The sequence below is a fragment of the Paenibacillus vulneris genome (genome assembly GCF_039543185.1).
GTDB classification, from domain to species: Bacteria; Bacillota; Bacilli; order Paenibacillales; family NBRC-103111; genus Paenibacillus_S; species Paenibacillus_S vulneris.
In genome coordinates this window covers 65159-89470 of record NZ_BAABJG010000002.1, presented here as the reverse complement: position 1 = coordinate 89470, position 24312 = coordinate 65159, and the positions used below count along the sequence as shown (strand labels likewise).

The window sequence follows — 24312 nt, the reverse complement described above, 5'->3', positions numbered from 1 at the left end:
GCTCCTCCTTACTGTGCCGGGGCATAGCGCCGTGCCGGAATCGGTGTCGCCGCGGCGATGGATTCCAGAATCGGTTCGCCCTGTTTGTCCGCCAATGAAGCCTCTGCGGTCAGCATCAGGCGATGGGCAATGACTGGAAGCAGCATCTGCTTCACGTCATCTGGAATGACAAAGCTTCTTCCGGACAAAAATGCCCGTCCCTGGGCTGCCCGCATCAGAGCAATAGACGCTCTCGGGCTTGCCCCAAGCGCAATTTCCGGATGTCTCCTCGTCGCGGCCGCCAGCTGAACGATATAGTGCTTTACCGTATCATCCACATGGACCCTTGCCGCTTCCTTTTGCAAAGAAGCGAATTCCTCCGGCAGCATCAGCGGACGAAGCTGACTGATGGGATGCCGCTCCTCCACCCGGTTAAGCAGCTCCACTTCCTCGGCCGCGTCGGGGTACCCCAGACTTAATTTCATCAAAAAACGGTCGAGCTGGGCTTCCGGCAGCAGGAAGGTCCCGGCAAAATCGATAGGATTTTGCGTAGCCAGCAAAAAGAAAGGCTCCGGCAAAGGGTACGTTGCGCCGTCCACCGTAATTTTATTCTCCTCCATGGCTTCTAGAAGCGCCGACTGCGTACGCGGTGTCGCCCGGTTCAGCTCATCGGCCAAAACGAGATTCGCCATCAAGGGACCGGGGCGGAATTCAAACTGCGACGTTTGCTGATTAAAGATGCTGCTTCCCGTCAGATCCGACGGCAGCAGATCCGGTGTGCATTGAATGCGCTGGAAGCTGCAGTCTATCGTCCGGGATAAAGCGCGGACCAGCATCGTCTTGCCGACACCCGGCACATCCTCCAGCAGAACATGCCCTCCGCACAACAGAGCGACCAGCAGCTTTTCTATGACATCCCGCTTTCCAATAATTACTTTCTCCATTTGATAGATAACTCGTTCAAGCATAGCCTGCGGCGGATCAAAGAAAGATGAATGCACCTGCATAATGAACCTGCCTCCTTCAATAGATTGGTTTCTATTGAATCTATTATTTCCAATCTACAAGGCATTTAGACTCTGCTATAAACGGACAAGCCTTGTTTGACCCGCCTTCGAACCGGACATCCATGATCTGCATAACCCAAGTGTGATAGATTGCATGCTGCCAGTTGAACTTTTTTATAAGAGTAGTCCCCAGCCATTATTGAATGCACGCCAAATAAGGGAGTGCTTTTAACAGCACCCCCCTGCTACTTCATACTATAAATCTTTCATCCTATAAATCTCTTCTCCTCTACCTTGGTTGTTCTACCCGAGATGCTGTATGGAAGAACAAACGGTATAATCCCGATCATCCGTAACGAGAATAAAATAAGCCCGGGTCCCCACGGGAATATCGGCTCTAATCTCGCGCTGCAAGGGGTCAACGGCGGCCTCGGCCACCTCCCAATTCATGTGGAACCAGTCCGAAGTATCCAGTGTATAACGCAGCTCCGCTGTTATCAGCGATCCTTCAGCCATGTAACGAGCCAAAGCTTGCCCGTTGCTCTCCACGAGCTCAGTCAATTGAGCAAGCGGCTGCCCACCTCTGACAATCTGATCTGCAAAGGCATAGATCTCCTTGGGACTCCATCCTTTGGCATGAGAATGGCCTAATCCGAATTGAATGCTGAGCAGCGATTCGCTGCGGCGGCTTCGGGATACTTCATATGATTTGCTGGTTAAATGCAGCGGAAAATGCGCATCTGCGTCCCCGTTCACCCACAGCATAGGCATCGTACTATGCGGCAAGTAGGTTGACGGGTCCCACCATCGTTTGATTTGCTCCGCATACGTTTCGGGCATTCTGGCGAAGGCTTCGCCATATCGGTTTGACGCCTCATATAAATAACCGCATCCGTATACGGGGATAGAAAAGGCAAAACGGTGATCCACTCCGGATACTATACTTGTGACAATGCCTCCCCAGGATATTCCGTGAATCCCTACTCTGCCGGAATCCACTTCAGCCAGCGAGCGCAGGAATGAATGCGACTTTATAACGGCAGCAACGGCATGGTACATCCACTGCTCCCCGACGGGAAGAGCGTAATCTCCGAATTCCCCCTGGCGGGAGGGTCCGCTCCAATCGTGCGAAGGGCGTTTGCCCTCACTATCCTTGGCTAGAGGCAGATGCCCCTCCAAGTCCATTGCGATGGCCGCATATCCCCGGTCCGTCCAGAGCTTGATCCATTCCAGAAAGGCCGTCCCTCCGCCTCCATGGACCAGTACGATGGCCGGTACTTTGGTATCAGAGGCCTCTGCAGGGACTCCATAATAAGCGAATACACGAGTCGGCTTCCCCCGGTAAGGCTCACTTTCAAAATAAATCGCTTGGATATCCCCCACGTTCAGCTCCGGGACGGGAATGGCCTCAGGAGCCTGCATCAGCCTGGCAAGGTTCCAGGGATGAGCTAATGGGGTTATAGATTGGCTGGACAAACGGTTCTCCTCCTCATGCACTTGGCTTCGAATTACAGAGATTATAGCACTCTGTCCAAGAGGGGGACATTGCCAATCCTAATGTAAATTTGTATTAAACTAACGTAATTCAAAAGAGGGGTGCACCTCTGCACCCCTCTTTTTCCTAGTTTACATAGTTTAATACAAGCCGAACGGGAACTCCCGCTTCCAGCGCTACACCCCGAATTCGGTTTCCATCGACATGGAGGCCCTGAACGTCCGCAACAGGCCGCGGAAGCTCAAGGTCTACCGTCTGGCTCCGGTTTCTGGAGCAAAGCTCCAGCTGAACCGTGCCCGCATCCTGATCCCAAGCGATGGAAACCTCAACGGCTCCGCGGGCAAGCAGCGGACCGGCATGGCCTTTTCTCCACTTGGATGGCAGCGCCGGCAGCACACGGATCGTGCCGTTCAAGGAGAACAGCAGCATCTCCTGAACCGCCGCGCTCCATCCCATATTGGCGTCGATCTGGAACGGAGCCCAATCCGCATCGACGCCGATGCCCATTTTGCGCCAGTCGTTATGGAATGTGTAGAAATTGTTAATGACGCACGTACGGCTCAGAAGATCCAGACACTCCAGCGCCAAATCGCCTTCCCCCATCCGGGCATAGTGGTTGGACATATGGGCCAGCGACCAGCCCGTCTGCTCCTTCAGCCCGATGACCAGCCGTTTTTTGGCGGCGGTGACGAACGCTTCAAACAGCTCGGGATCCCGGTCCCTGGACACTTCCGTCCCCGGGAATACGGGATATATATGGGACTGGTGGCGATGATGGTAATTATCATGGAAATCCGGATGCATCCATTCGCTTACCGCTCCGTCCTCATTTATCCGGTAAGGTCGAATCTTGCCGAGCATCGTTTTCCATTTGCCGATTTCCTCGGAATAGACTCCGGCCTCTTCTGCGCCTTCGATCAGGTGGGTAAGCACTTCCTTGGCAATGGCAAAATCCATCGTGCTGTTGATCGCTGTCTCGGTCAGCGGCTTTTTCCCCGGTCCTTGCGAGTAGTTCCCAGGGAAATTCTCCGGTGAATTCGAAGGACAGCTTACATAATACCCTTCTTCATCCTCGAAGAAGAAATCCTCGTAGAACAGCGCCGTTTCCCTAAGGAACGGCAGCGCACGCTCCCGCAGAAACTGCAGGTCGCCCGTATACAAGTAATAATCGTAATAATGCTGCGCAATCCATCCGGCCGCTCCGGTCCAATGAATAATGTGCGGCGCCTTATGCTTCAGCAGTCCTGTGTCCGGCGCTGTCGGAGCAGGTATGTAAATTCCCCGGCAGCCGTACAGCCGCTTCGCGTTCGTGCGGAAGTCGTCCAGCAGCCGGTCGAAATAATCGAACATGGCCAGCAAGAGCTCCGGCATATTCCCCGATAATGCCTGCCAATAGATCATTTGGATGTTTTCGTTAGACATGTTAAATGCCCACATGCCCTCGTATTCACCACACCATAGCCCATACAGATGGCATGGCTGGCCCCCGTCGCGGGAGCTCGAGATGAGCAGATAGCGTCCGTACGCCCACATCTTCTCCGTCATTTCAAGCGACGCCTCTCCCTTGTAAGCGTCCAGCAGCAGCTCTTCATTGGAGCGAGCGTGGCTGCCGGCGCCAAGATCAAGACTCACCGCGCGGAAAAGACGGCCGTGCTCCTCTGCGTGAGGCTGCAGCAAGCTTAAGTAGCTCGGCTTCATTTCGGCTAAGGCTCTCTGGGCCAGCGGCCATTCGGCTGCGCGCTCGCCCTTGACGAACAATTGCAGAATAACAAGGACGCTGTCCGCTCCGCTTACATGCAGTCTATCCGCCCCGGACTCTAAAGTACCCCCTTGCGGGATTACCCTGGCCACTGCGCCGAAGTCGGTTCGGTCGTCATTTTCAGCGGCATAGAATAAATATTGTCCATCCGTCTTCTGCTCCACTTTCTCCGGCAGTGTCGCCGACTTGCGAATATCCTTCGGGTCGTGAAGCTCCAGCCGGAACTCGGCCTGAACTTTATCCGGACCCTCCGCACGAATCTCATATACGATGACATCGTCGGGACGGGAGACGAACAACGAACGATAGTACCGGGTTTCACCGTCACGCCAGGTTACTGTCACTTCCCCTGTCTCCATGTTCAATTCGCGTTGATAGGCTTTAAACCCGTGCGGTGAAGACATGATGACCTTAAGATCGGCAAGCGGAAGCGGCCAAGCCATCTTAGGCTTGTAGCCCCGCTCCTCCAGGGCATCCGCCAGAATCCGGTTCGCCTTGGGAGCCTCGCCGCCCAGCATCAGTCTTCTTACTTCCGGCAGCTTATCGCTTACGTCCGGAAGCTCCGGTGTCTGGCTGCCGCGCCACAGCTCCTCGTGGGTAAGCAGAACGGTCTCCTCATATACGCTGCCATAAACCGCAGCACCGAGCTTCCCGTTACCGGATGGAAGCGCCTCGCGCCATTTGGCCCCCCACCACGAGGAAGGGTAGTTCAATATCAGTTTATTTTTCACAGCTTCTTGCGGCTTCATCTCCATCATCCCTTCAGTCTCTATTTCAATAAAGCTATTGCTATTGCTGCTTCATCTGATCTGCAATCGATTTGTTGATCAGTTCCTCGGCTTCCCGCAGCGCTGTATTCACATCGGCTTGGCCCGTTGCCACCTTCTTGAACTGCGAGCGCATGATCGAAAATGCCGCCGCATCATATTTGGTGATGGACGGGAACGGCTTTGCGCTTTTATTCTTGATAAACGCTTCGCGGTTTTTCCCCTTCAATACTTCAATGTCCAGTCCGAAGTCCTTATTGATGTCCGAATTGGCGAGAATGGAGCTGTTGCCATTTCTGGCAATGAGCCGCTGCGCATCCTCGGTCAGCATTGCGCTGAGAGCCAGAAATGCCTGATCCTTATGCTTGGAGGTCGTAGTGATCATACGGGCGCCCCCCTCTACTTGAACGCCGGTATTCGGCGCCTCCGGGAAGCTCGGCAGGCTGACTACGTCGTAGTTCAACCCGTTTTTAACGGCCTCGGGCATCGAGGAGAAGAACGAGCTGGTGGAATACATCGCCAGCGTCTTGTCTTTGGAAAACAAGTTCAAACCTTTTCCATACGTCGTCATGTCCACTTCGTTGCCGGTAATCGTATAGAACCGGGCCCAGTTTTCGAATAGCTTCTTCCATTCGGCATTGTTCACAATCGCTTTATTCGTTTTTTCGTCAATGACCGGTATCGACAGCTGATTGTATTGAACCTGGAACAGATCCTGGAAATCGTAGCCTCGATACGCCACGCCGCCGTCGGTTCTCGTTACTTTTTTCGCAAGCTCATAGACCTGATCCCATGTCATGCCGTCCGTAGGGTAAGGCACACCGAAGCGATCGAAAATATCCTTGTTGTAATACATCGTGACCACGTTACCGGATATCGGAAGCGCATACAGCTTGCCGTCGCCCGAATTTTTACGGACCGTATCCATGACGACCGGATCTATCTTGGCCAAATCCAAGTTAAACGTTTTCACATATAGGGTCAAATCTTCCAGAAGACCAAGAGTCTGGTACTTCCCGATCGCCGAGATGTTATCCCCCAATATATCGGGCACCTCTCCCGAAGCCATCAATTCATCGATTTTTTTGGTCATCGGAACAAGCGTCATATCGATATGCGGATACTTTAATTTGACCGGCGCTACAACCAGCTTCTGGAACAGCTCCTCCGACATATTCCCATAAAAGGTAAGTGTCACCGGATCCGTATTTATTTTCGCTGACGCCGCTCCGTCTTCCTTCTTTCCATCCGTTTTTTCGGAGCAGCCTTGGACAAGAGAAGCTAGCAGCACGAATGCTGACGCCAAGATGAACGTGTTTTTCGCTTTTTTCATACATCGGTCCCCTTTGAATTAAAGTATTTATGAAGAAGAGGGCCCCCTCCTGGCAGACTCCTCTCTCATCATCCTCTCTACTTGAATTGATATAGTTGGTCCCGCAGCAGCGCCTTGTCTTTATTCTCGCTGTACCATTTGGCGTACCAGTCGTCGACCTGTTTGCCGCCCGCTTTGTCCCACAAGCTCTTGGCATCGGCCAATGCCTGCTCCGGCGTATAGGAAGCCCCGCTGACGATAGCTTTGATCCAGATGTCGTCGATCTGCTTTTTGATGCTGCTATCGATCAGCTGAATATCGTCCGGCGGCGTCGGCATATGCTCTCCGTGCGTGATGTCCGCTATCGGCCTCTCCGGGTTCAAATAGTACTCATTCGCTTTTTTCATCATGCTGTAGAACTCTTTTTCCTGAGGGTTATCCTGATTCAAGGTCTCCTCATACTTGCCGCATTTGCCCTCCAGAGCGGGGGAGAACAGCATCCGGAAGTCGCCCGCATAGGATAGCTGCTTTTCCTTCTCCTTGTCGACGAAGACCGGGCAGCCGTTATTCCCCTGCGTATAATGGGTGCCTTCCATACCGTATTTCAAGGTTTTCCCTGTCGTCTCCGAGGAGATGAAGTCGATGTATTTCATAATCGCTTCCGGATGCTTCGCTTCGCTGTTAATCACTGCCGTGATCTGCACCGGGTTTTGAATCGTTGGACTGAACTGGCCGTAAGGGCTCTTGGGAAGCGGAATAACGATCACCTCGGCGGACGGATTGTTTTTCTTCAGCGACTCATAAATTTGCAGCCAAGCGGCCCCGGTCGTCTGGCCTCCCCACATGCCGATCCTCCCGTTGACCCAGTCCTGCTGCGCCTTTTGGCCGCTTTTATCCGTCAGGTAGTCCTTATCCACCAGCCCCTCGTCATACAGGCGCTTCTTGAACGCCGTGGCCGCCTTGGAGCGCTCCCAGTCATGGATCAGCTTACCGTCCTCGACGACCCATTTGACATTCTGGAACATCGCATTGATGATTTGATTCGTAATATAAGCTAGTGATGTGCCGTAGGTGTCCTTCTTGTTATTGCCGTCAGGGTCTTGCTCTGTAAATGCTTTCAAGACTTTGTACAGGTCTTCCGTCGTCTGCGGCGGCTCCAGATTCAGCTTCTTCAGCCAATCGGCCCGGATATACAGCGCATGGTTCGTCTGCAGGCCGTTGATGATGCCGAACCCGTACATTTTGCCGTCCGGCATGGCGGCGACCGTCTTAAGGATCGGATATTTCTCCAGCAGTTGCTTGTAGGTCGAGCTGTATTGATGAATCAAATCGTCGACGGGCTTGATCTGCTTTTGCGTGTAAAGCTGCCCGCGAAGCACATTGGAATAGTCAAAGATAAGATCAGGCGCGCTTCCGGAAGCGAACAGTGTAGTCAGCTTGGCCGTCGCATCATTGCGGGGAATCGCCGTAAATTTCACGTTAACCGGTCCGTTGCTGTTGATCCACTCCGTCCAGCGGTTTTTCTCAATGGTCCCTTCTTCCTGGGGGACAAGGCCCCGGTCGTAGACCGTTGCGGAGATTTCGGGCTTTTTTCCGTCAGCGCCTTGCGATTGAGAGTCCTTGGTGCCGGAGCAGCCGGCAAGCGCCACCGCCGAAGTCAATACAGCCGCCACCCCGGCGTTTATCCATTTGGCATATCGGTTTCTTTTCATTTCATGCTCCTCCAATAATGTACGGTGACTTCCTGTTCCCCATAGCGTACCCCTTATCCCTTGACGGCTCCGATCAACACGCCTTTCATAAAATACTTTTGCAAAAAGGGGTACACCGCGAGCATCGGAATGACCATGACCACGACCCCGGCGGTCTTGATTCCCTCAGGCGTCATCGAAGCCTGCATGTCGTTGGCATTCAGCTCCTGCAATAACGACTGGCTCTGGATCATCTGCTGGACCAGCACCGTCAAATTGTACTTGTCGGTCTGATGAATATAAATCAGCAGGGAGAAGAACGCATTCCAGTAGCCTACGGCGTAAAATACGGACAGCGTTGCGATAACCGGCAGCGATAATGGCAGCACGACCTGCAGCAAATACCTCCATTCCCCGCATCCGTCGATACGCGCAGCATCGTCCAGCTCATCGGGAATTCCGTCGAAATACGTGCGCATCACCAGCATATTAAACGTGCTGATTAAGCCCGGAAGCCATAAGGCGCCATACGTGTTAATGAGTCCGAGCTGCTTCAGAAGCAGATATGTCGGAATTAAGCCCCCGCTGAACAGCATCGTGAAGATAGCTGCCATAGTAAAAAAACGGCGGCAATAAAAGTAACTGCGGGATAGCGGATAGGCGGCCATAATTGTGAATGCCATACTGAGCACGACACCGATTGCCGTGATCGTGATACTGTTCTTTAGTGCAGTAATGATTTTGGAGCCCCGGAATAATAGGGTGTACGATTCCAATGTCCATCCCCGGGGCCACAAAGTAACGATGCCGGAAGTGACGGCATGAGGACTGCTAAGCGAAACCGCCAGCACATGCAGCATCGGAAGCAGACAGCTGACCGCCGCTATGAACAATACGATCCCGGTTATTCCATGATAGAGCTTTTCTCCCGATGTTCTCATGGTTACCTCCCGACCAAATAACGTTTCCGCCGCTACCAGAGGCCCCTGTTGAATTTGCGGGCTATCGCATTGGCCGTAACGATCAGAATAAAGCCTACGACGGATTCGAACAAGCCCATCGCGCTTGTCAGACTGAACTGCCCCTTTTGCAGACCTATCGTGTAGATGTAGGTGCTGATAACCTCCGATACGTTGGATACAACGGAATTTTGGAGGGCATACACCTGGTCGAAGCCGACCTCCATGACCTTGCCCATGGATAGAATGAGCATCAGGACTATAGTAGGCGCAATACCAGGCAGGGTAATATGACGCATCTGCTTCCATTTGCCGGCTCCGTCTATACTGGCCGCCTCGTACAGACTGGTATCAATTGAAGAGAGCGCAGCCAAATAGACGATGGCACTGAAGCCCGCTTCCTTCCATATGCCGGACCCGACGAAAATGAACATCCACGACGCTTGATTGTACAAGAACGGAAACGCGCTGCCTGTCCACTGCCGGAGCCAATGGTTCAAGATGCCGGATTCCTGGGAAAATATCGTGACGACCATGCCGCCGACAATAACCCAGGACAAGAAATGCGGCAAAAAAACAAGCGTCTGCACCGTCTTCTTAAACCAGATCCTTCTAACCTCATGCAGCATGACGGCCAGCATGATAGGGAACGGAAATCCCAGGAGCAGGCTCATCAAGCTCAGCATCAGGGTGTTGCGTATAATGAGCAGCGAATTCGGATTGCTGAACAGGACGTGGAAGTTTTTCAAGCCGACCCAGGGGCTGCCGAATATTCCGTCCGCAAAATTGTAGCTTTTAAAGGCGACGATAACCCCTGCCATCGGGGCATATTTGAAAATCACATAAAAAGCGATAACCGGAATAAACATGATCAGCAGCGGAAGGTTCTGCTTCAGCCTTCTTCTTCTCCGCAGGAAGAGAGAATGTCTCCTGTCGGAAGGTATCGTTATGGCGTCCAGCTGTTGACTCATCGACCCACCTCGGCTTTAAAGTTGTTCGAAAGATGTTGTGAACCCAATGTAGCTGAAAGTGCTGTTGGCTGGCAATGGACAGTATTCCGCCGAGGTCACCGTTTTCCTATCCCTCCCCTGTTTCGGGGCTATGGTCAGTTTTCTGGCAACGGACATTTTTCCGTTAAGCACTTAAAGTCCACGGCCGCCAGCAGCAAAAGACGCTTCCTAGGGAAGCGCCTTAAGCGGATCTCACGCCGTTACTCTCGTTTACGGTATTCGCCCGGCGTAACGCCGGTCAGCTTCTTAAACACCCGCATAAAGGATCTCACGTTGGGATAGCCGACTTGAACCCCGATGTCCTGGACGGAATCCCCACTCTCCAGTAGCAGCCTCTTGGCCTGCTGAATACGGACGTTTCCCAAGTAATCGAGGAAATTCACACCGAACTCTTCCTTGAACATTTGGCTCAAATATTTGGGATTCAATTCAAATTCACCGCTTAAGTAGGTCAATGACAAATCAGGGTTGGCATAATGCTCGTTAAGATACTCCTTGACCTTCAGCAAAGACGGGTGATGCGCCCGCATCGACCTTTGATTATCCATCCAATCGAAGGCGCTCCCCAGGATGAGCATAAATTCATGCTCCAGCTCCTGAATCGTATCCAACCGTTCCAGTGCCTCCTGGAGCTTGGGCAGCGTCTCCTTCGTCCATATTTCATGCAGCTCCGCAGGAAGCTCCATCATTTCGCGCTGCAGGTGGTAGATCAAATAATGCAGGATAGCGACAACGTCATCCCGGGTAAACAATCCTTCTATCAGCTCGCGGAAGAGCTGCTCAAGCTCCTGCTTCCATTCCTTATCGCCAAGCCTGAACTTTTGGCCCATGGAACGCATCAGATGCAGATGCTTATAGACTTCTCCTTGCGATTTGTCCGCCACCTCGCGATACTTAATAATCCGGTTTCCTCCAAGCGGCGATTTATACTGCAAAGCCTCCAACGCTTCTTCATGGGAGCCAGGCACTTCATCTATGGCTTCGACAAGATTTCCGATCCCTACCGTAACCGTAAAGGCGAAATGCTGGTTCACCCACAGTCTGACCTTATCGAGCATTTGAGCGGCCCGCTCCGGGGCTCCCACTTCGGGAGTCAGATGTACCATCATGCCGAGCCGCGCATTCGAGGTCCATTCCATCCAGACCCGTATCCCCTCGTTCTGCGCAATTTCCGTCACAACGCTGCTCAAGGCAAACTTCAGCAAATATTGGTCCCTTGGATTGTATAGGCTGCAAAATTCCGCATATTTATCGATCTCCATGACGGCCATGACTACGAGACCAAAATCCTCCTGCAGTCCGTACAGCCTCATCTCCGCTTCGAACTGATCCTGGCTGACGAGCCGCTCCCCTGCCGCCATTTCCTTGAAGAAATTGCGTTTACGGAATACCATATCCTCCTCAAGCTGCTTTTGAAACGTCATGGTCCTCTCCACCAGGTCGTCCAGCGCCGTTTCGATAAACCGGAACTCATCCTGTCCGGACAACCCCGCCAAGGCACTGCTCCGCTGTGCCGCGTAGGAATCGATCCTGGCTACTATCGCTTCAATCGGCTGATAGTTCCGCCGTGTGACATAAACAATCCAGACCATCCCTATCAGGATCATCAGCAAATTCAATGCCAGCCAGAACGAGGAATAGGACACGATAAACAAAGGCGGATTCTCGTTCAACAGCCCGCTTTGAATGCGCCAGCCCGTGTAATCGGACGTGACCTCCGATAATACCTTCCCTCCGGATTTGCTGTCCAAGATCGGCTGGCCATGACGATCCGTGAGACGGATAAAGTTCACGTTCGATTCCGTCATATCCTTGATCAGGCCTTGTATGGCCGAAGTCTGGACGTTCACCACAATAATGCCCTGTTTGCCTCCAAGCAGCGGCACGTTCTTCACCAGCGTAACGACCTGAGTGGCTCGGATCTGGTCGTCGAACTCCTTGTAAGCCCTTGCATCCGTCCATTTGAAGGAGCCCCCCTGCTGCAGTGCGTTCCTTATAAAATCCCGGTCTCCGAACTCCTCTACAGGGGCCATCAAAGTATTGCTCAGTACCGTATAATCGGATTGACGTACCAGATAGATCGAATCGATCATGGGGGTGCTGGCTATTAATTCTCTTAATTTGCTCGAGACGTCATAGAGCGTCATAGCAGCATTGCCGGTGTAATATTGGGCATAAAACTGATTGATTTTATCATTGGTCTGAATTTCTTTAATGATCTGCTGATCCATGGTTCGCATTGTATGATCGATCATTTGCATAACGTGATCCGCGAACACCTGATTCGCCCGGACCGTTTCTTTTTTGGTCAGCTCACTCGCTGAAAGGGCGGAAAGAAGGATTAGCGCCAAGGCGACAAAGAAAAAAATGGGCAAATAAGATAGCAGCAATCGTTTGAACCAGTTTCTTTTCATGCGGACCCCCGAACGAAGACTTTTGTCTTGCCCCATTATAACCCATATCCTCGCCGGTACGATGGTTCCCAGTGAAAATTTTCGATGCTAAAACCCGAGCCTAGTCATGAAGCCTCCGTTTAATTTTACCCTCACATGCCGTAGAGCGTCCTCTTCATCAAAGGACACAATCTGATTGCCAAGCATCTCTATGGTCTCACGCAAAGGCACATAGACCGATCCGTTCACCAATTTCATCACGGGCAAATGATAGGTTGTCTCCTTGCCCCCCGCCTTCACCCGCAGCTCGTGCCGGGAAAAATCATATTCCGCCGCGTACATCCCGTACCGTACAGTCGCCGTTCTGTTCTGCTGCTGCCATCCGATCTCGCCGCCCATACCCTCAATGAGCAGACGAAGCGGTACCTGGTAGTGCCCGTCGGTCCATTGGTACTGTTCTGGATCCAGATGCAGGATATTATCGCCCAACGCGATTTCCAACGGGATTGGTTCTGGACCCGGGTCCGCGCTTTCATGACGCTCCTCAATAGCGGCCAGATGCTCCGCAGCTTCAGCCGCAAGCGTTTGATGCGTCGATTCGGAGGTGCTGCGGTTCCATTTCAGCTTGCCGATCGGGAAATGTATGGGCGGTACCTGGGGAGTTAACGATGCAAAAGCATAGCCTTTATCCTTAAACAGCCTGATAATGTCCGGCAGCGCCTTGACGGTCTGCTCATGCCCGGTACCGTCATGCATCAATAGAATGACCTCATTCTTGAACGGCCCTTTCTTAACCGTCTGCACAATTTCGCTGGCCGAAACACCCGGTCTAGCCGAATCCCCGCTATCGATGTTCCAGTCATATATTTCATACCCCGCCTGGTCCAAATAATAAAAGTAAAACGCGTCAAAATTGCTGTAGGTGCCTCCCGGCGCCCTTACCAGCCTCGGCCTTATGCCGACCTGCTCGTTCAATATATCCTCAGTCCGCTGAATTTGCTTCCAGAAGTTCTCAACCCCGGAATACAGCTCTTTATATACATGATTGTATGTATGATTGCCAATGGCATGCCCTTCCTCCAAGGCTCTGCGGACCAAATCCGGATGCGACTTTGCCTCGCCTCCCAACACGAAGAAGGTGGCCTTCACATCTTCTTTCTTCAAAATGTCCAATACTTTGCCCGTCAAGGGGCTAGGTCCGTCATCAAAAGTCAAATAAACCGTGGGCTGCTCCGGCGATACGTATTCTTTATCCTTCCATACCATTTTGCCGGACTTGAGTTCATTATACAGAGCGTGGGCGCCTAAGCTTCCTTCATCGCTATCCGCCGCATAAGCTGATGCTTCGGGAACCGGAAATAACACTAGAGAACTAAGCAGCATGATGGCCAGCAGAAAGCCGGCTCCGCGAATAAAAAAAGCTCGCAACGAGTTGAACATGGTGGATCCCTCCGCATAATCTATTAATTTGACTTACTAGACTATATGGGAGACCTCTGCATCATATGCCTCAATAATTGTTATTTATGTGGTAAAAAAAGAGCAGCCTTGCCCGGGACAGGCAGCTGCTCTTAGGAGTTACGCTTGTTTCATGTTTCATAGAAAAGGACATTCTCATAGAAGCCGCCAGACCGCTCCGAAACTATCATGACAAGTTATTCTTGATAAATTCCAGCGCTTCCTCGACATGATGCTTGATTCTTACCTTACGCCACTGCTTTACCAAGATTCCGTCTTTATCGATTATAAATGTGGACCGCTCCACACCCATATATTGTTTGCCGTATAAGGTTTTCAGCTGCCAAACCTCGTACAGCTCGGCAACCCGGTGATCCTCGTCCGATAGCAGCAGGAACGGCAGGCCGTACTTTTCGATGAACTTGGTATGCCGGTTCACCGGATCCGGACTGATCCCTATAATCACCGTGTTCTGTTCCTCGAACAAATCCGCACGGTCCCGCAAATCGCAAGCCTGCGTGGTGCAGGTCGGCGTCATATCCTTCGGATAAAAGTAAAGCAATACATGCTTTCCCCGAAAATCGGATAGCTTGACAGGCTGTCCGCTGGAGGAAGGCAGCTCAAAATCTGGCGCTTGCTGTCCGCATTCCAATGTCATAAGTATTCTCCTTTGTAGCGTATGTCACGTCGAGTATACCGCTATTAAGGATTTTTCACAAACCGCTCAGCGCACAGACGATGTTTCCTTGAATGCTTGTAAGGAGGCCTTCAGCTTAGCCAAGCCTGCATCGTTCGACTCTATCGGCTGGTCGGACCGGACAGCGGCGATAGCTTGGATAAGCATTCGCTCCGGCATGAAATCATCCTCATGATTGGATGCTGTAATAGCCATGATCATTTCCATGTCAGGGACGACGAAAATTCGTTGTCCGCCCGAGCCTGCCGCATAGAATACGTCGTGATGAACCGGTGTCTCCCCGGGAACGACGATAGCCTTCAGCCACCATAAGTACCCAAAGCCGCCCTCCGTACCGTCATCATACATTTCGGCCGCCTGCTGCAGGACGGATGCTTCCACCCATTCTCCACTCACAATCTGATAATTCTCCCATCTGCCATGATGCAGGTACATGAGTCCGAATTTGGCCATATCCCTGCAGGTCATATGGAGTCCCCAGGCCCCTATAAGATTGCCCTGCGGATCCTGCCCCCAGGATACGTTCGTAATGCCCATAGGATCAAATATGTTGATTTTGGCCAGTACGCTGAGCGGAATACCAGTCGATTTCTGTGCAAGAACGGACAGCAGATGGGCATTTCCGTTGCTGTATCTGAACATGGTGCCCGGTTTGGCCGCCATGGGCCGCTCCAGAATATACCGGCCCCAGTCCGGCGAATGGTCCATTTCGTAAGAAGAACGCTCCTGCCTGTTGTCCCAGTCAATACCCGATGTCATGGAGAGCAGCTGCCCGATAGTAATTTTCGATTTCAACGGATCGAGAGGCATTTCGGGAACCAGCTCCTGTAAGGTCTGGTCCTCTCTTAATGTACCTTGATCTACCGCCATACCGATCAGTGCGGATGTAACGCTTTTCGTAACCGAGAACATCGGATGGCGTTGATCTGCGTCCCAGTCACGGTTATACCCCTCAGCCGCCAAATAGCCGTTACGAACCAGAACGAATCCGTCAATCTGCTCGTCCTTAAATTCTTCGACCATCTGCGCAAGAGCGGCTGAATCGAGCCCCAGCTCTTCGGGCGCGGCCGATCTCCATTCTTCTGTCGGCCAATAATCAAGCTGCTTCTCTTTGCGTATATGTTCAATAATTCCTTCCTGTGAGTAAGGAATGCTCTCCTTGGAAGCCTTCGTTACATAAGGAGCATTCCCTTTGCCCGACGATGGAGTTGCGGCAAGCATATTGGATAATAAAAATTTCGAAGCCGAATGACCTTGCATTGCTTTCGCTTTTGCTTTGGCTTGTTGCTGGGATTTATTTTTTTTCTTGTTTCTTTTTAGCATGAATTCCCCTCCAAATCCTATGGATAAATCCGATTAAATGTAGCATCTGTAGCCATTCTCTCTTTTATGTGGCAGCAGCGCTTCCGCCCTTTTTCCGGGCAAATAAGGCAATAGGCCCCCCATTTTTTCACGAGCGGCCTGATGCTGTATGGTTATTTTTTTGTAATAAGGCTTTGAAGAGACGGAGTCAGTTCATCCTTCAGCTTGGCTATAAGCTGTTCGTCCGTTATCCCCTTGCCGGAGGCAATCTCCGAAAGGCTTTTGCCGTCCTTCAGCTCCTTTTTGAGCTCCTGCTTGGTTATTCCCAGTGCTTCGGCCAATTGCTCAGCCTTCAAGGATTTCCCCAACTTTACCGGCAGCTTCGTTTTTTCCGTATGCTCTTTGGCCTGGTAGCCTGCTTCATTGACAATTTTCTGAATCTGCTGAGCCGCCTTCTTGTTCAGTGAATCGGCTTCCTCCTGGGTAATCTGGCTGCTTGCCAGTGCATTGTTAATAATGCCTGACGTCTCTTCCTTCAGCTTGCTTATTAATTCCTCAGGGCTTTTCCCTTGCTCTGTCGCAACACTCGCCAGCGATTTGCCATCCTTGAGCGCCTCGTTCAAGTCTTCATAATCCATGTCCAGAATCCCCGACGCCTTAACGACGATGAGATTCAACTCCAGATTGACGCGCTTGGACAGCGGCACAGAGGTATTAACCGGAGCCGTAATGACCGTATCGGAATCGCTGTCATCGTCGGCATAAGCCGGATGGGTGATCATTCCGCCGAATCCGGTAATAAGCAAAGCTGCGGCTACCGTTCCCGCCATCATTTTTTGTTTCATGGATTTCATCGTTCTCTCCACCTTATCCGTAGAAATGCTTCTCTTTATTTGTGAAAGCTGACTTTCTCTTACAAGGATCATTATAGAGCCCAGTTATGAACTAACTTTTACGCCAACATGAATGCCAGCTTAAAGTTTGCTTAAAATTCCCATTACGGCTTGCGAGATGAGATGAATTTATCCGACAGCCCATTGATAAAAAGCGAATTTCTGGATATAATGGTTCATCAAAGGAATACGACAAAGGCAGCGAAGAGAAAGAGTAGTGGGATTCCCTTCTTTGAACAGAGAGCTCCGGCAGCTGAAAAGGAGTAAAGAAGCATCCGACGAACATGGTCTCTGAGCCGTGCATCGAAATCCGTTCCGCTTGAACTTCAAGCTGGATGGAAGTAGGCTGCACCGGGGGCGCCCGTTAAAGCGCTAGGGTATAATCACCTTAAGTTAAGGTGCCGTACCTGAAGAGGTCCGCTTGCTGTGAGGCGCGGATAAATTGAGGTGGTAACACGTGAGTAGATAGCTCTCGTCCTTTTTGGGGACGGGAGTTTTTTTGTTATTCAACTACTATTAGGGAGGAATAAATTCATGACTATTTTTATTGGAGGCGCTTGGCCGTATGCGAACGGTTCTTTGCACTTGGGGAGAGTGGCAAGCTTGCTGCCGGGAGATATTTTGGCCCGCTATTTCAGACAAAAAGGAGAAAGAGTGCTCTACGTGTCGGGCAGTGACTGTCATGGAGCACCTATATCCATCCGGGCTGGCCAGGAAGGGGTTGAGCCGTCAACCATAACGGACCGGTTCCACGAGGAGTTCACGGAGTGCTTCCGAAAGCTTGGTTTTTCCTACGACCTTTACACACGGACCGACCATCCGTTTCATCACAAGGTGGTGCAAGAGCTGTTCTTGAAGCTGTTGGAGCGAGGGTATCTGTATAAGCAAGCGGTAGAACAAACGTACTGTCCGGGATGCGAGCAATTTTTGCCAGACCGCTATGTGGAAGGGCTTTGTCCGCACTGCGGAAGCCAGGCGAGGGGAGATCAATGCGATGCCTGCTCCGCCCTGCTTGACCCGCTGGAGCTTCGCGAACCGAAGTGCAAGCTATGTAAGCAGTCACCGGACGTAAAGCATACGGATCATTATTTTCTCGCGTTATCCAAGCTACAGGAGCAGCTGCAAGCCTATGTGGAACAAAGCACAGGCTGGCGAGACAACGCCGTTCAGCTGACGAAGCGGTACTTGGAGGAAGGTCTGCACGACCGCGCAGCGACCCGCGACTTGGCATGGGGGATCGATGTTCCTCTCGAAGGCTTCGAGGGTAAAAAAATTTATGTATGGATCGAAGCCGTCAGCGGCTACTTGTCAGCCAGCATGCAGTGGGCGGCAGAGACGAATTCGGACTGGGAGCCGTTCTGGTCGGAGCAAGCGACGGCTTATTATGTGCACGGGAAGGATAACGTCCCTTTCCATTCCTTGATTCTTCCTGCGATCCTGCTCGGTGCAGGCCCTCTGCATCTTCCCGACCGCATCCTGTCGAGCGAATATTTAACGCTGGAAGGCAGGAAGTTCTCCACGAGCCGCAACTGGGCCGTCTGGCTGCCCTATATGCTCGAACGGTACCATCCGGATTCCTTACGATATTTCTTGACGGTGAATGGGCCGGAGCAGCGTGATACGGATTTTTCATGGAACGCCTTCATTCACAGCCACAATGGTGAGCTTCTGGGCGCTTTCGGCAACTTCGTCCATCGCAATCTCATGTTCCTGATGAAATCCTTTCATAGAGAGGTGCCTGATGGGCAAATGGATGAGACGGTTCGCGTGCGGCTGGAGGCATTATATGCGCAAACCGGAGCTCTGCTTGAGGCCGGGAAGTGCAAAGCGGCGCTTGAGAACCTCTTTGCCTTTGTCCGCAGCGCCAACAAATATTTCGATGAGCAGAGGCCCTGGCTTCAAGTCATAGAAGCTCCCGCTGCCGGAGTGAATACCTTATACACCTGCGTACAGATCATCGCCAACCTGTCGAGCTTGCTTGCACCCTTTCTGCCGTTCTCCTGCAGCAGCATCCGTTCGTTCCTTGCCATCAAGGAGCCTTCCTGGAGCTATTTCGAGGCTCCATCCGGTACCCGGCTGCAATCGCCTGAGGCGTTATTCGAAAGAATCGAGACCAGCCGGATCGATGAGGAAATGGAGCGATTACAGAGCGGCCGCCTTCCTGATGCATAACAAAGAGGCTGAACGTACGCTCAGCCGAACCGGTAACCGCTCATCCTCTACAGGATGCCGCGGTTGAAAACCTAAGTTCAGAAGTTGCGTCGTATCAGCCTCTTTAGTGGAGATTTAGGAACCTGCGCCGCGGTACCGCTTGACGCCATAGTTCCAAATGAGCAGGGCGATCGTCAGGAACACCGCTCCGACAACCGGCGTGAGCAGCGCGAAGGTCCCCCAATGGGCCCGGTCCAGAAAATACGCTGCAGGATAAAAGCCGACGAAGCCGAATGGAAGAATCCACGTCAGCAGCAAGCCGATGAGCTTGTTATAAATCGTCATCGGATAGCGGCCATAGTTCTGGATATTCCACAATAAAGGCAATATGCCTGTCGGGGAGTCCGAGAAAAACGACAGCGACGTGAAGAAAACATAGATGCCGCCGTAGATCATGATCGAGCCGGCAACCAGCAGCACGAAGATGAACGGATCGTACCAAGCCAATCCCAGACCCAGATGCGACCAGGAATATACCATAATGAGAAAACCGGTGAGTGCGCTGAACAGCGAGGAAGGGTCCATATTCTCCAGCATCAGCTGAACCAGGTTATAGGCGGGCCGCGTCAGGATGCGGTCCATCTCCCCCTTCACAATGTATCGCTCACTAAAGTTCCACAAATTAAAAAAGGTTATAAAAATACCGTATGGCACCATAAAGTAACCGTAGATAAACAAGATTTGCTGCTCGTTCCAATCCCCGATGAGCTGCGTATGCTGGAATACAACCAGGATAAAAAACAAGTTCAGCCCGTTGAACATCAGATCGGACAGCACTTCAATCCAGAAGTCGGAGCGGTACTCCATTCTTGTTTTCATGTAATTTTTCAAGTAGTCGATAAGCAAGCCGGCATAAAACATCGTCTCAACCTCCCTGCACGAACAGCCGTGCCCGCGCCCCGCGCCATAAAATAACCAGAGGCACGATGAGCAGCACAAACCACAAAAGCTGTACGCCCAGCACTTCATATACGGCACTACCGGTTACTTTGCCTGTGAACACGGCTCCGGGCAAATAAGTAATTGCTTGAAAAGGCAGCAGCTTCAACAGCCCTTCCGCCCACCCCGGGAAGAACGAAACCGGAACGACCAGCCCGGAGAAAAGATCGACGGCAACCCGCTTCATGCGCATCATGCCCTCATTATTTTCAAGAAAGAACGCGAAGAGTCCGGTAATAATATTGATCTGCGAATTGATTAAAAAGCTCATAAACAGCATGAGCAGGAAGATTCCCCACACTCCGGGATCCGTAGGCAGACTAACCGGAAATAAGAACGAAACAATAACCATCCCCGGCGTGGAGAACAACAGCAAACGAAATACGCCTTCGCCCAAGCCCTGCATCATTTTTACAATAATATAGTTATAAGGGCGGATAAATTGGATAGCTACGCTGCCGTCCTTGATTTCATTGGCAATCTCCCGGTCCAGATTGTTGAAATAAAACGCGCGGGCCATCCAGGACACGGCCACATAGGTCGTCATTTGAGCTACGGTCATGCCGCCTAAGGATTCGCTGGCTCCATAAATGGCCTTCCACAAAAAATAATAGGCTCCAATATTTAGGGCATAAATGATAATACCGCTGTAATAGTTAACACGATAAGCAAGCATCATTAAAAAACGGATGCGGATCATATCCAGATAAGCATTAAGCATGAACGTTCACTCCCTGCTCCGCCGCCGCTGTAACGGTCTTGGCTTCAGCCGAGCCGGACTTATAAATTTCTCGCACGATATCATCGGTATTCGTCTCTACGATCTTGATGTCATCAATACTCATCACACCGACAATACGGCTCAGCACCTCGGACACGTTGGCTTTTTCCAGAGGAATCCATACCTTGGCGTTCCGGCTGCTCTCGAGCGTCCATTCCACCTCAAGCCCTCGGGTCAGCTCGCCAAGCTGCTCGAGGGATACCGGATCGGTAAACTGAAGGATGACTTCCTTGCCTTTCCCCCAGGTTGCCTTGAGCTCCTCCAGGCCGCCATCGTAGATGATATTGCCGTCATCGAGCATAATGACTCGGGAGCACAGCGCTTCAATATCCTGAAGATCATGCGTCGTCAACAAAATCGTCGTTTCGTAACGCTGGTTCATCTGCTTCAAAAACTCGCGGATTTCCGTCTTGACCATAATATCGAGACCGATCGTCGGTTCGTCCAGAAACAGAATCTTCGGATTATGCAGCAGCGAGGCCGCCAGCTCACAGCGCATCCGCTGCCCCAGGCTGAGCTTGCGGACCGGACGGGCTAACAGCTCCGACAGCTGAAGACGCTCAACGAGCTCATCCAGACGCTGCTTGAAGTCCGACTCCGAGACCCGGTATACCTTTTTTAACAATTGGAACGATTCAATGACACCGATATCCCACCACAGCTGGCTGCGTTGTCCGAACACGACGCCGATACCGCGCACGAACTTTTCCCGTTCCTGGTACGGAATGTACCCGTTCACGCGGATATCCCCGGCTGTCGGGACCAGAATCCCTGTCAGCATTTTGATTGTTGTCGATTTACCGGCGCCGTTCTCGCCTATATAACCGCAAATTTCTCCCTGGGGAATGGAGAAGCTGATATCCTTTACAGCTCGGACCTGGCTGTATTCCCTGCGGAACAAGTCCTGAACCGCCCCTTTTAGACCTTCGCGGCTTTTCTGGACTTTAAAGTCTTTTCGAAGATTGTGTACTTCTATCGCGTGCATGTTTTCCTCCTGATGACCGTATTCGGTGATGGTGTTCGGGTGTGTATCCTTATCTTAATACAGGTGCTGCAAAGCTTGTCTGAATGTGACGAAACTTGCTATGACGAAACCGATCAAATTATAATGGAAACATCACCTGTCTCGCGAATCCATTACTATCAATGCCCAGGTGCTTAACCGTACTCTTGGTCGCAAGCCGTTTTGCGGTTGCTTCGCTGTCTTTCCGATCATTTCGTCTCGTCCGTTTATGATAGCGATTCGCGTGGTAAGTACGAAGTAACAGGACTTTTTTCCCGTGGGATCGACACATCTTGACGTCACTAAGCTTTCCTGTATCCTCCATGCATGTTCCTGCTGTATTGTCAAAACCTATACGTTATGATACACGAACCCGATGCAAAGGAAAAGCGGCTGACAACTTAAGGAAAGGAAGGATCAGATGGCCAGGAAAATCAAATGGGCGTTACTCACTACAGTGCTTCTGCTCTTCGTAGGGGTCGGATATTATACATACGCATTTTTACATTTTGCCAACAACATTCAATCGAAGCCGGACAATGACAAGCTTTTTAGCGGAATTACGGCAAAGAGTACGACCAAGGTGTCCGAGACGTATACCCCGCCCAAATGGGAAGGCAAGCAGAGAGTCAACGTTCTGCTGCTCGGTGGAGATTCCCGCGGTCTGAAAAAAAATGAAATTCCGCGATCGGATACGCTGATGGTCGCTTCCATCGATCCGGTTACGAAAAAGGCCTCCTTATTTTCTATTCTGAGAGATACGTATGTGAAGATTCCCGGTCAAGGCGAAGACCGCATCAACGCTGCTTTGGCGCTTGGCGGGCCTAACCTGGCTATGAAAACCGTCAGCGATCTTATGGGAATCCCGATTCAATACTATGTTTACACCGATTTTAAAGGCTTCATTGCGCTGGTGGACGCTATTGACGGAATTGATCTGTACGTTGAAAAGGATATGAAATATTCCGATGCCGAGGACGGCCATGAATACGATATTAACTTGAAAAAGGGAATGCAGCATCTGAACGGCAAAACCGCTCTGCAATACGTCCGGTTCCGCCACGATGCCATGAGCGATTTCTCCCGGACGGAGCGGCAGCGCAAATTTATTCAAGCCGTCGTTCAAAAGATGCAGACCACCTCGTCGCTGCTCAAGCTTCCCAAAATTTTGAACAGCATTGATCCTTATATCGAGACCAACTTGACGACAACCGATATGCTGAAGCTCGGATCCCTCGGATACGAAGCAAAGGCCGAAGGCATGAACAGCCAGCAAATCCCTCCCTCCGAGCTGTTAATCGAAAAGCGCGTGGGCGGTGCCGAGGTACTGTCCGTCAACAAGGATAAACTGCAGGCTTATGTCAAAGCCTTATTGGAAGGCCGCGATCCTTCCGCTTCAGACAAGGTGCCCGCCTCCAGCGGAAAAAGCGGCAGCGGTTCGAACGGCAGCAAAACCGGCAGCGGATCGGCCGTATTGTCCGGTACCCCAGGCAGCGGAGCCATTCATAAGTAGCCCATCACAGCATGGTACAAACAGAGGAACTTTGGAGGCTTGCCTCCGGTTCCTTTTTTTACCGCATGAACACCAACTCTTTCAATTTGATTGTACCGCAGCCTTTTTAGCCGATCATACCTTTATGAAAGAGCGCCGATAGACGTTATCTCCCTCTATAGCATAGAAAAAGTTCAATTTCCTCCCTGAGTTCCTTCAAAATGCGCGATTTGTCCCGAATATGAAAACCGGCTGAGGTTTTCATTGGCTTTGAAACTATCTATAATGAAAAGATAGGTATTTCTCGGCAGTCAGTAACTCCCATCATGGTTTAAGGAGATGTTCGGAATGATTCCTATTTATACAGTCGATGCGTTTACCTCTACCCCCTTTGCCGGAAATCCGGCAGCGGTGTGCATTCTTCAGGAATTCCCGTCCGACGATGCATGGCTTAAAAAGATCGCGGCTGAGATGAACTTATCCGAGACCGCCTTTCTCTGTCCGATGGAAGGCTCCGGAAATTACCAGCTGCGTTGGTTTACCCCCGAAAAGGAGGTCGACCTATGCGGCCATGCGACTCTGGCCAGCGCTAAAGTGCTGTGGGAGAGCGGAGTAGCCTACAGGATCGAGCAGCTTCGCTTCCATACCAAGAGCGGCTTATTGACTGCCAAACGGCTGGATGGCGGAATCGAGCTGAACTTTCCCGCAGAGCCGGTCGTTCCTTGCACTGCCCCTCCCCAATTGGAGGAAGCGATCGGCTTCAAACCCCAGGCTGTCTACCGCAATCGGATGGATATGTTGATCGAAGCGGACCATGAACAAGCCTTGCGCGAGCTTAAGCCTGATTTCCGGCTGCTAAAGGAGATCCCTGCGCGAGGATTGATCGTAACGTGCCGCTCCGATAATCCGGACTATGATTTCGTCTCCCGCTGCTTCTACCCTTCCTTAGGCATTAATGAAGATCCGGTTACCGGATCGGCTCACTGCGCACTGGCTCCCTACTGGCAGGAAAAGCTGAATAAAAAACAATTCACGGCCCTTCAGCTCTCGGCAAGAACCGGCGTGTTGAAGCTCCGTCTCACGGATAACCGCGTGCATATCCAGGGACAGGCCGTCATTATGGTCAAGGGACTTCTGCTCCATTAAGCCGAAGCTTCATTCCTT

At 51.5% G+C, this 24312-nt stretch carries 18 protein-coding genes and 1 other annotated feature; of the genes, 3 read left to right on the top strand and 15 right to left on the bottom strand.

The genetic code is table 11. From position 1 onward, the window contains the following. Positions 1-8 precede the first annotated feature (8 nt). The 12 genes from ABEA66_RS00865 to ABEA66_RS00810 form a co-directional block, all read right to left on the bottom strand. A complete protein-coding gene (locus ABEA66_RS00865) occupies positions 9-986 on the bottom strand; it encodes an AAA family ATPase (RefSeq protein ID WP_345585164.1) in 978 nt (325 codons plus the stop codon). Between the two features lie 303 nt (positions 987-1289). Continuing rightward, a complete protein-coding gene (locus tag ABEA66_RS00860) occupies positions 1290-2462 on the bottom strand; it encodes an alpha/beta hydrolase family protein (protein ID WP_345585162.1) in 1173 nt (390 codons plus the stop codon). 145 nt (positions 2463-2607) lie between these two features. Continuing rightward, complete coding sequence (locus ABEA66_RS00855) at positions 2608-4989, bottom strand: glycosyl hydrolase family 95 catalytic domain-containing protein (protein ID WP_345585160.1); 2382 nt, start codon at positions 4987-4989, stop codon at positions 2608-2610. A gap of 40 nt (positions 4990-5029) precedes the next feature. Further along, positions 5030-6340, bottom strand: coding sequence for an ABC transporter substrate-binding protein (locus ABEA66_RS00850; protein ID WP_345585158.1), 1311 nt, complete (start codon positions 6338-6340; stop codon positions 5030-5032). Positions 6341-6417: 77 nt separating this feature from the next. Next, positions 6418-8031, bottom strand: a complete 1614-nt coding sequence (locus ABEA66_RS00845; protein ID WP_345585156.1) for an extracellular solute-binding protein — start codon at positions 8029-8031, stop codon at positions 6418-6420. Between the two features lie 53 nt (positions 8032-8084). Continuing rightward, a complete protein-coding gene (locus ABEA66_RS00840; RefSeq protein ID WP_345585154.1) occupies positions 8085-8951 on the bottom strand; it encodes a carbohydrate ABC transporter permease in 867 nt (288 codons plus the stop codon). 32 nt (positions 8952-8983) lie between these two features. Then, positions 8984-9940, bottom strand: coding sequence for an ABC transporter permease (locus tag ABEA66_RS00835; RefSeq protein ID WP_345585152.1), 957 nt, complete (start codon positions 9938-9940; stop codon positions 8984-8986). Between the two features lie 239 nt (positions 9941-10179). Continuing rightward, on the bottom strand, positions 10180-12393 hold the full coding sequence (locus ABEA66_RS00830; RefSeq protein WP_345585150.1) for a helix-turn-helix domain-containing protein: 2214 nt from the start codon (positions 12391-12393) through the stop codon (positions 10180-10182). A gap of 87 nt (positions 12394-12480) precedes the next feature. Further along, entirely contained in the window at positions 12481-13812 is a 1332-nt protein-coding gene (locus ABEA66_RS00825) for a polysaccharide deacetylase family protein (RefSeq protein ID WP_345585148.1), read from the bottom strand. A gap of 205 nt (positions 13813-14017) precedes the next feature. Next, the gene (gene bcp, locus ABEA66_RS00820; protein WP_345585146.1) at positions 14018-14488 is read right to left on the bottom strand and encodes a thioredoxin-dependent thiol peroxidase; all 471 of its coding nucleotides are present in this window, start codon (positions 14486-14488) and stop codon (positions 14018-14020) included. Positions 14489-14554: 66 nt separating this feature from the next. After that, positions 14555-15850: a serine hydrolase domain-containing protein gene (locus ABEA66_RS00815; protein WP_345585144.1), complete on the bottom strand. Its 1296-nt coding sequence runs from the start codon at positions 15848-15850 to the stop codon at positions 14555-14557. Between the two features lie 152 nt (positions 15851-16002). After that, entirely contained in the window at positions 16003-16683 is a 681-nt protein-coding gene (locus ABEA66_RS00810; protein WP_079913808.1) for a hypothetical protein, read from the bottom strand. Positions 16684-16914: 231 nt separating this feature from the next. Further along, positions 16915-17205, top strand: a binding site (T-box leader). A 51-nt stretch (positions 17206-17256) separates the two neighbouring features. Here ABEA66_RS00810 and metG point away from each other — a divergent pair. Beyond that, positions 17257-18894, top strand: a complete 1638-nt coding sequence (gene metG, locus ABEA66_RS00805) for a methionine--tRNA ligase (protein ID WP_345585136.1) — start codon at positions 17257-17259, stop codon at positions 18892-18894. Between the two features lie 114 nt (positions 18895-19008). On the opposite strand, the gene ABEA66_RS00800 is transcribed toward metG, so the two are convergent. Genes ABEA66_RS00800 through ABEA66_RS00790 form a run of 3 tightly spaced genes read right to left on the bottom strand, consistent with a single transcriptional unit; the run spans position 19009 to position 21638 of the window. Next, positions 19009-19794, bottom strand: a complete 786-nt coding sequence (locus ABEA66_RS00800; protein WP_345585134.1) for an ABC transporter permease — start codon at positions 19792-19794, stop codon at positions 19009-19011. A 4-nt stretch (positions 19795-19798) separates the two neighbouring features. Beyond that, on the bottom strand, positions 19799-20593 hold the full coding sequence (locus ABEA66_RS00795) for an ABC transporter permease (RefSeq protein WP_079913805.1): 795 nt from the start codon (positions 20591-20593) through the stop codon (positions 19799-19801). Beyond that, complete coding sequence (locus tag ABEA66_RS00790; RefSeq protein WP_345585130.1) at positions 20586-21638, bottom strand: ABC transporter ATP-binding protein; 1053 nt, start codon at positions 21636-21638, stop codon at positions 20586-20588. Before ABEA66_RS00790 ends, ABEA66_RS00795 begins: the two co-directional genes overlap by 8 nt. Before the next feature lie 439 nt (positions 21639-22077). Between ABEA66_RS00790 and ABEA66_RS00785 the strand changes: the two genes are divergently transcribed. Together ABEA66_RS00785 and ABEA66_RS00780 are read left to right on the top strand one after the other, a co-directional pair. Further along, positions 22078-23169: an LCP family protein gene (locus ABEA66_RS00785; RefSeq protein ID WP_345585128.1), complete on the top strand. Its 1092-nt coding sequence runs from the start codon at positions 22078-22080 to the stop codon at positions 23167-23169. Between the two features lie 327 nt (positions 23170-23496). Continuing rightward, positions 23497-24294 (top strand): PhzF family phenazine biosynthesis protein, encoded by a 798-nt coding sequence (locus tag ABEA66_RS00780; protein ID WP_079913801.1) that lies wholly within the window; start codon positions 23497-23499, stop codon positions 24292-24294. Positions 24295-24312 lie beyond the last annotated feature (18 nt).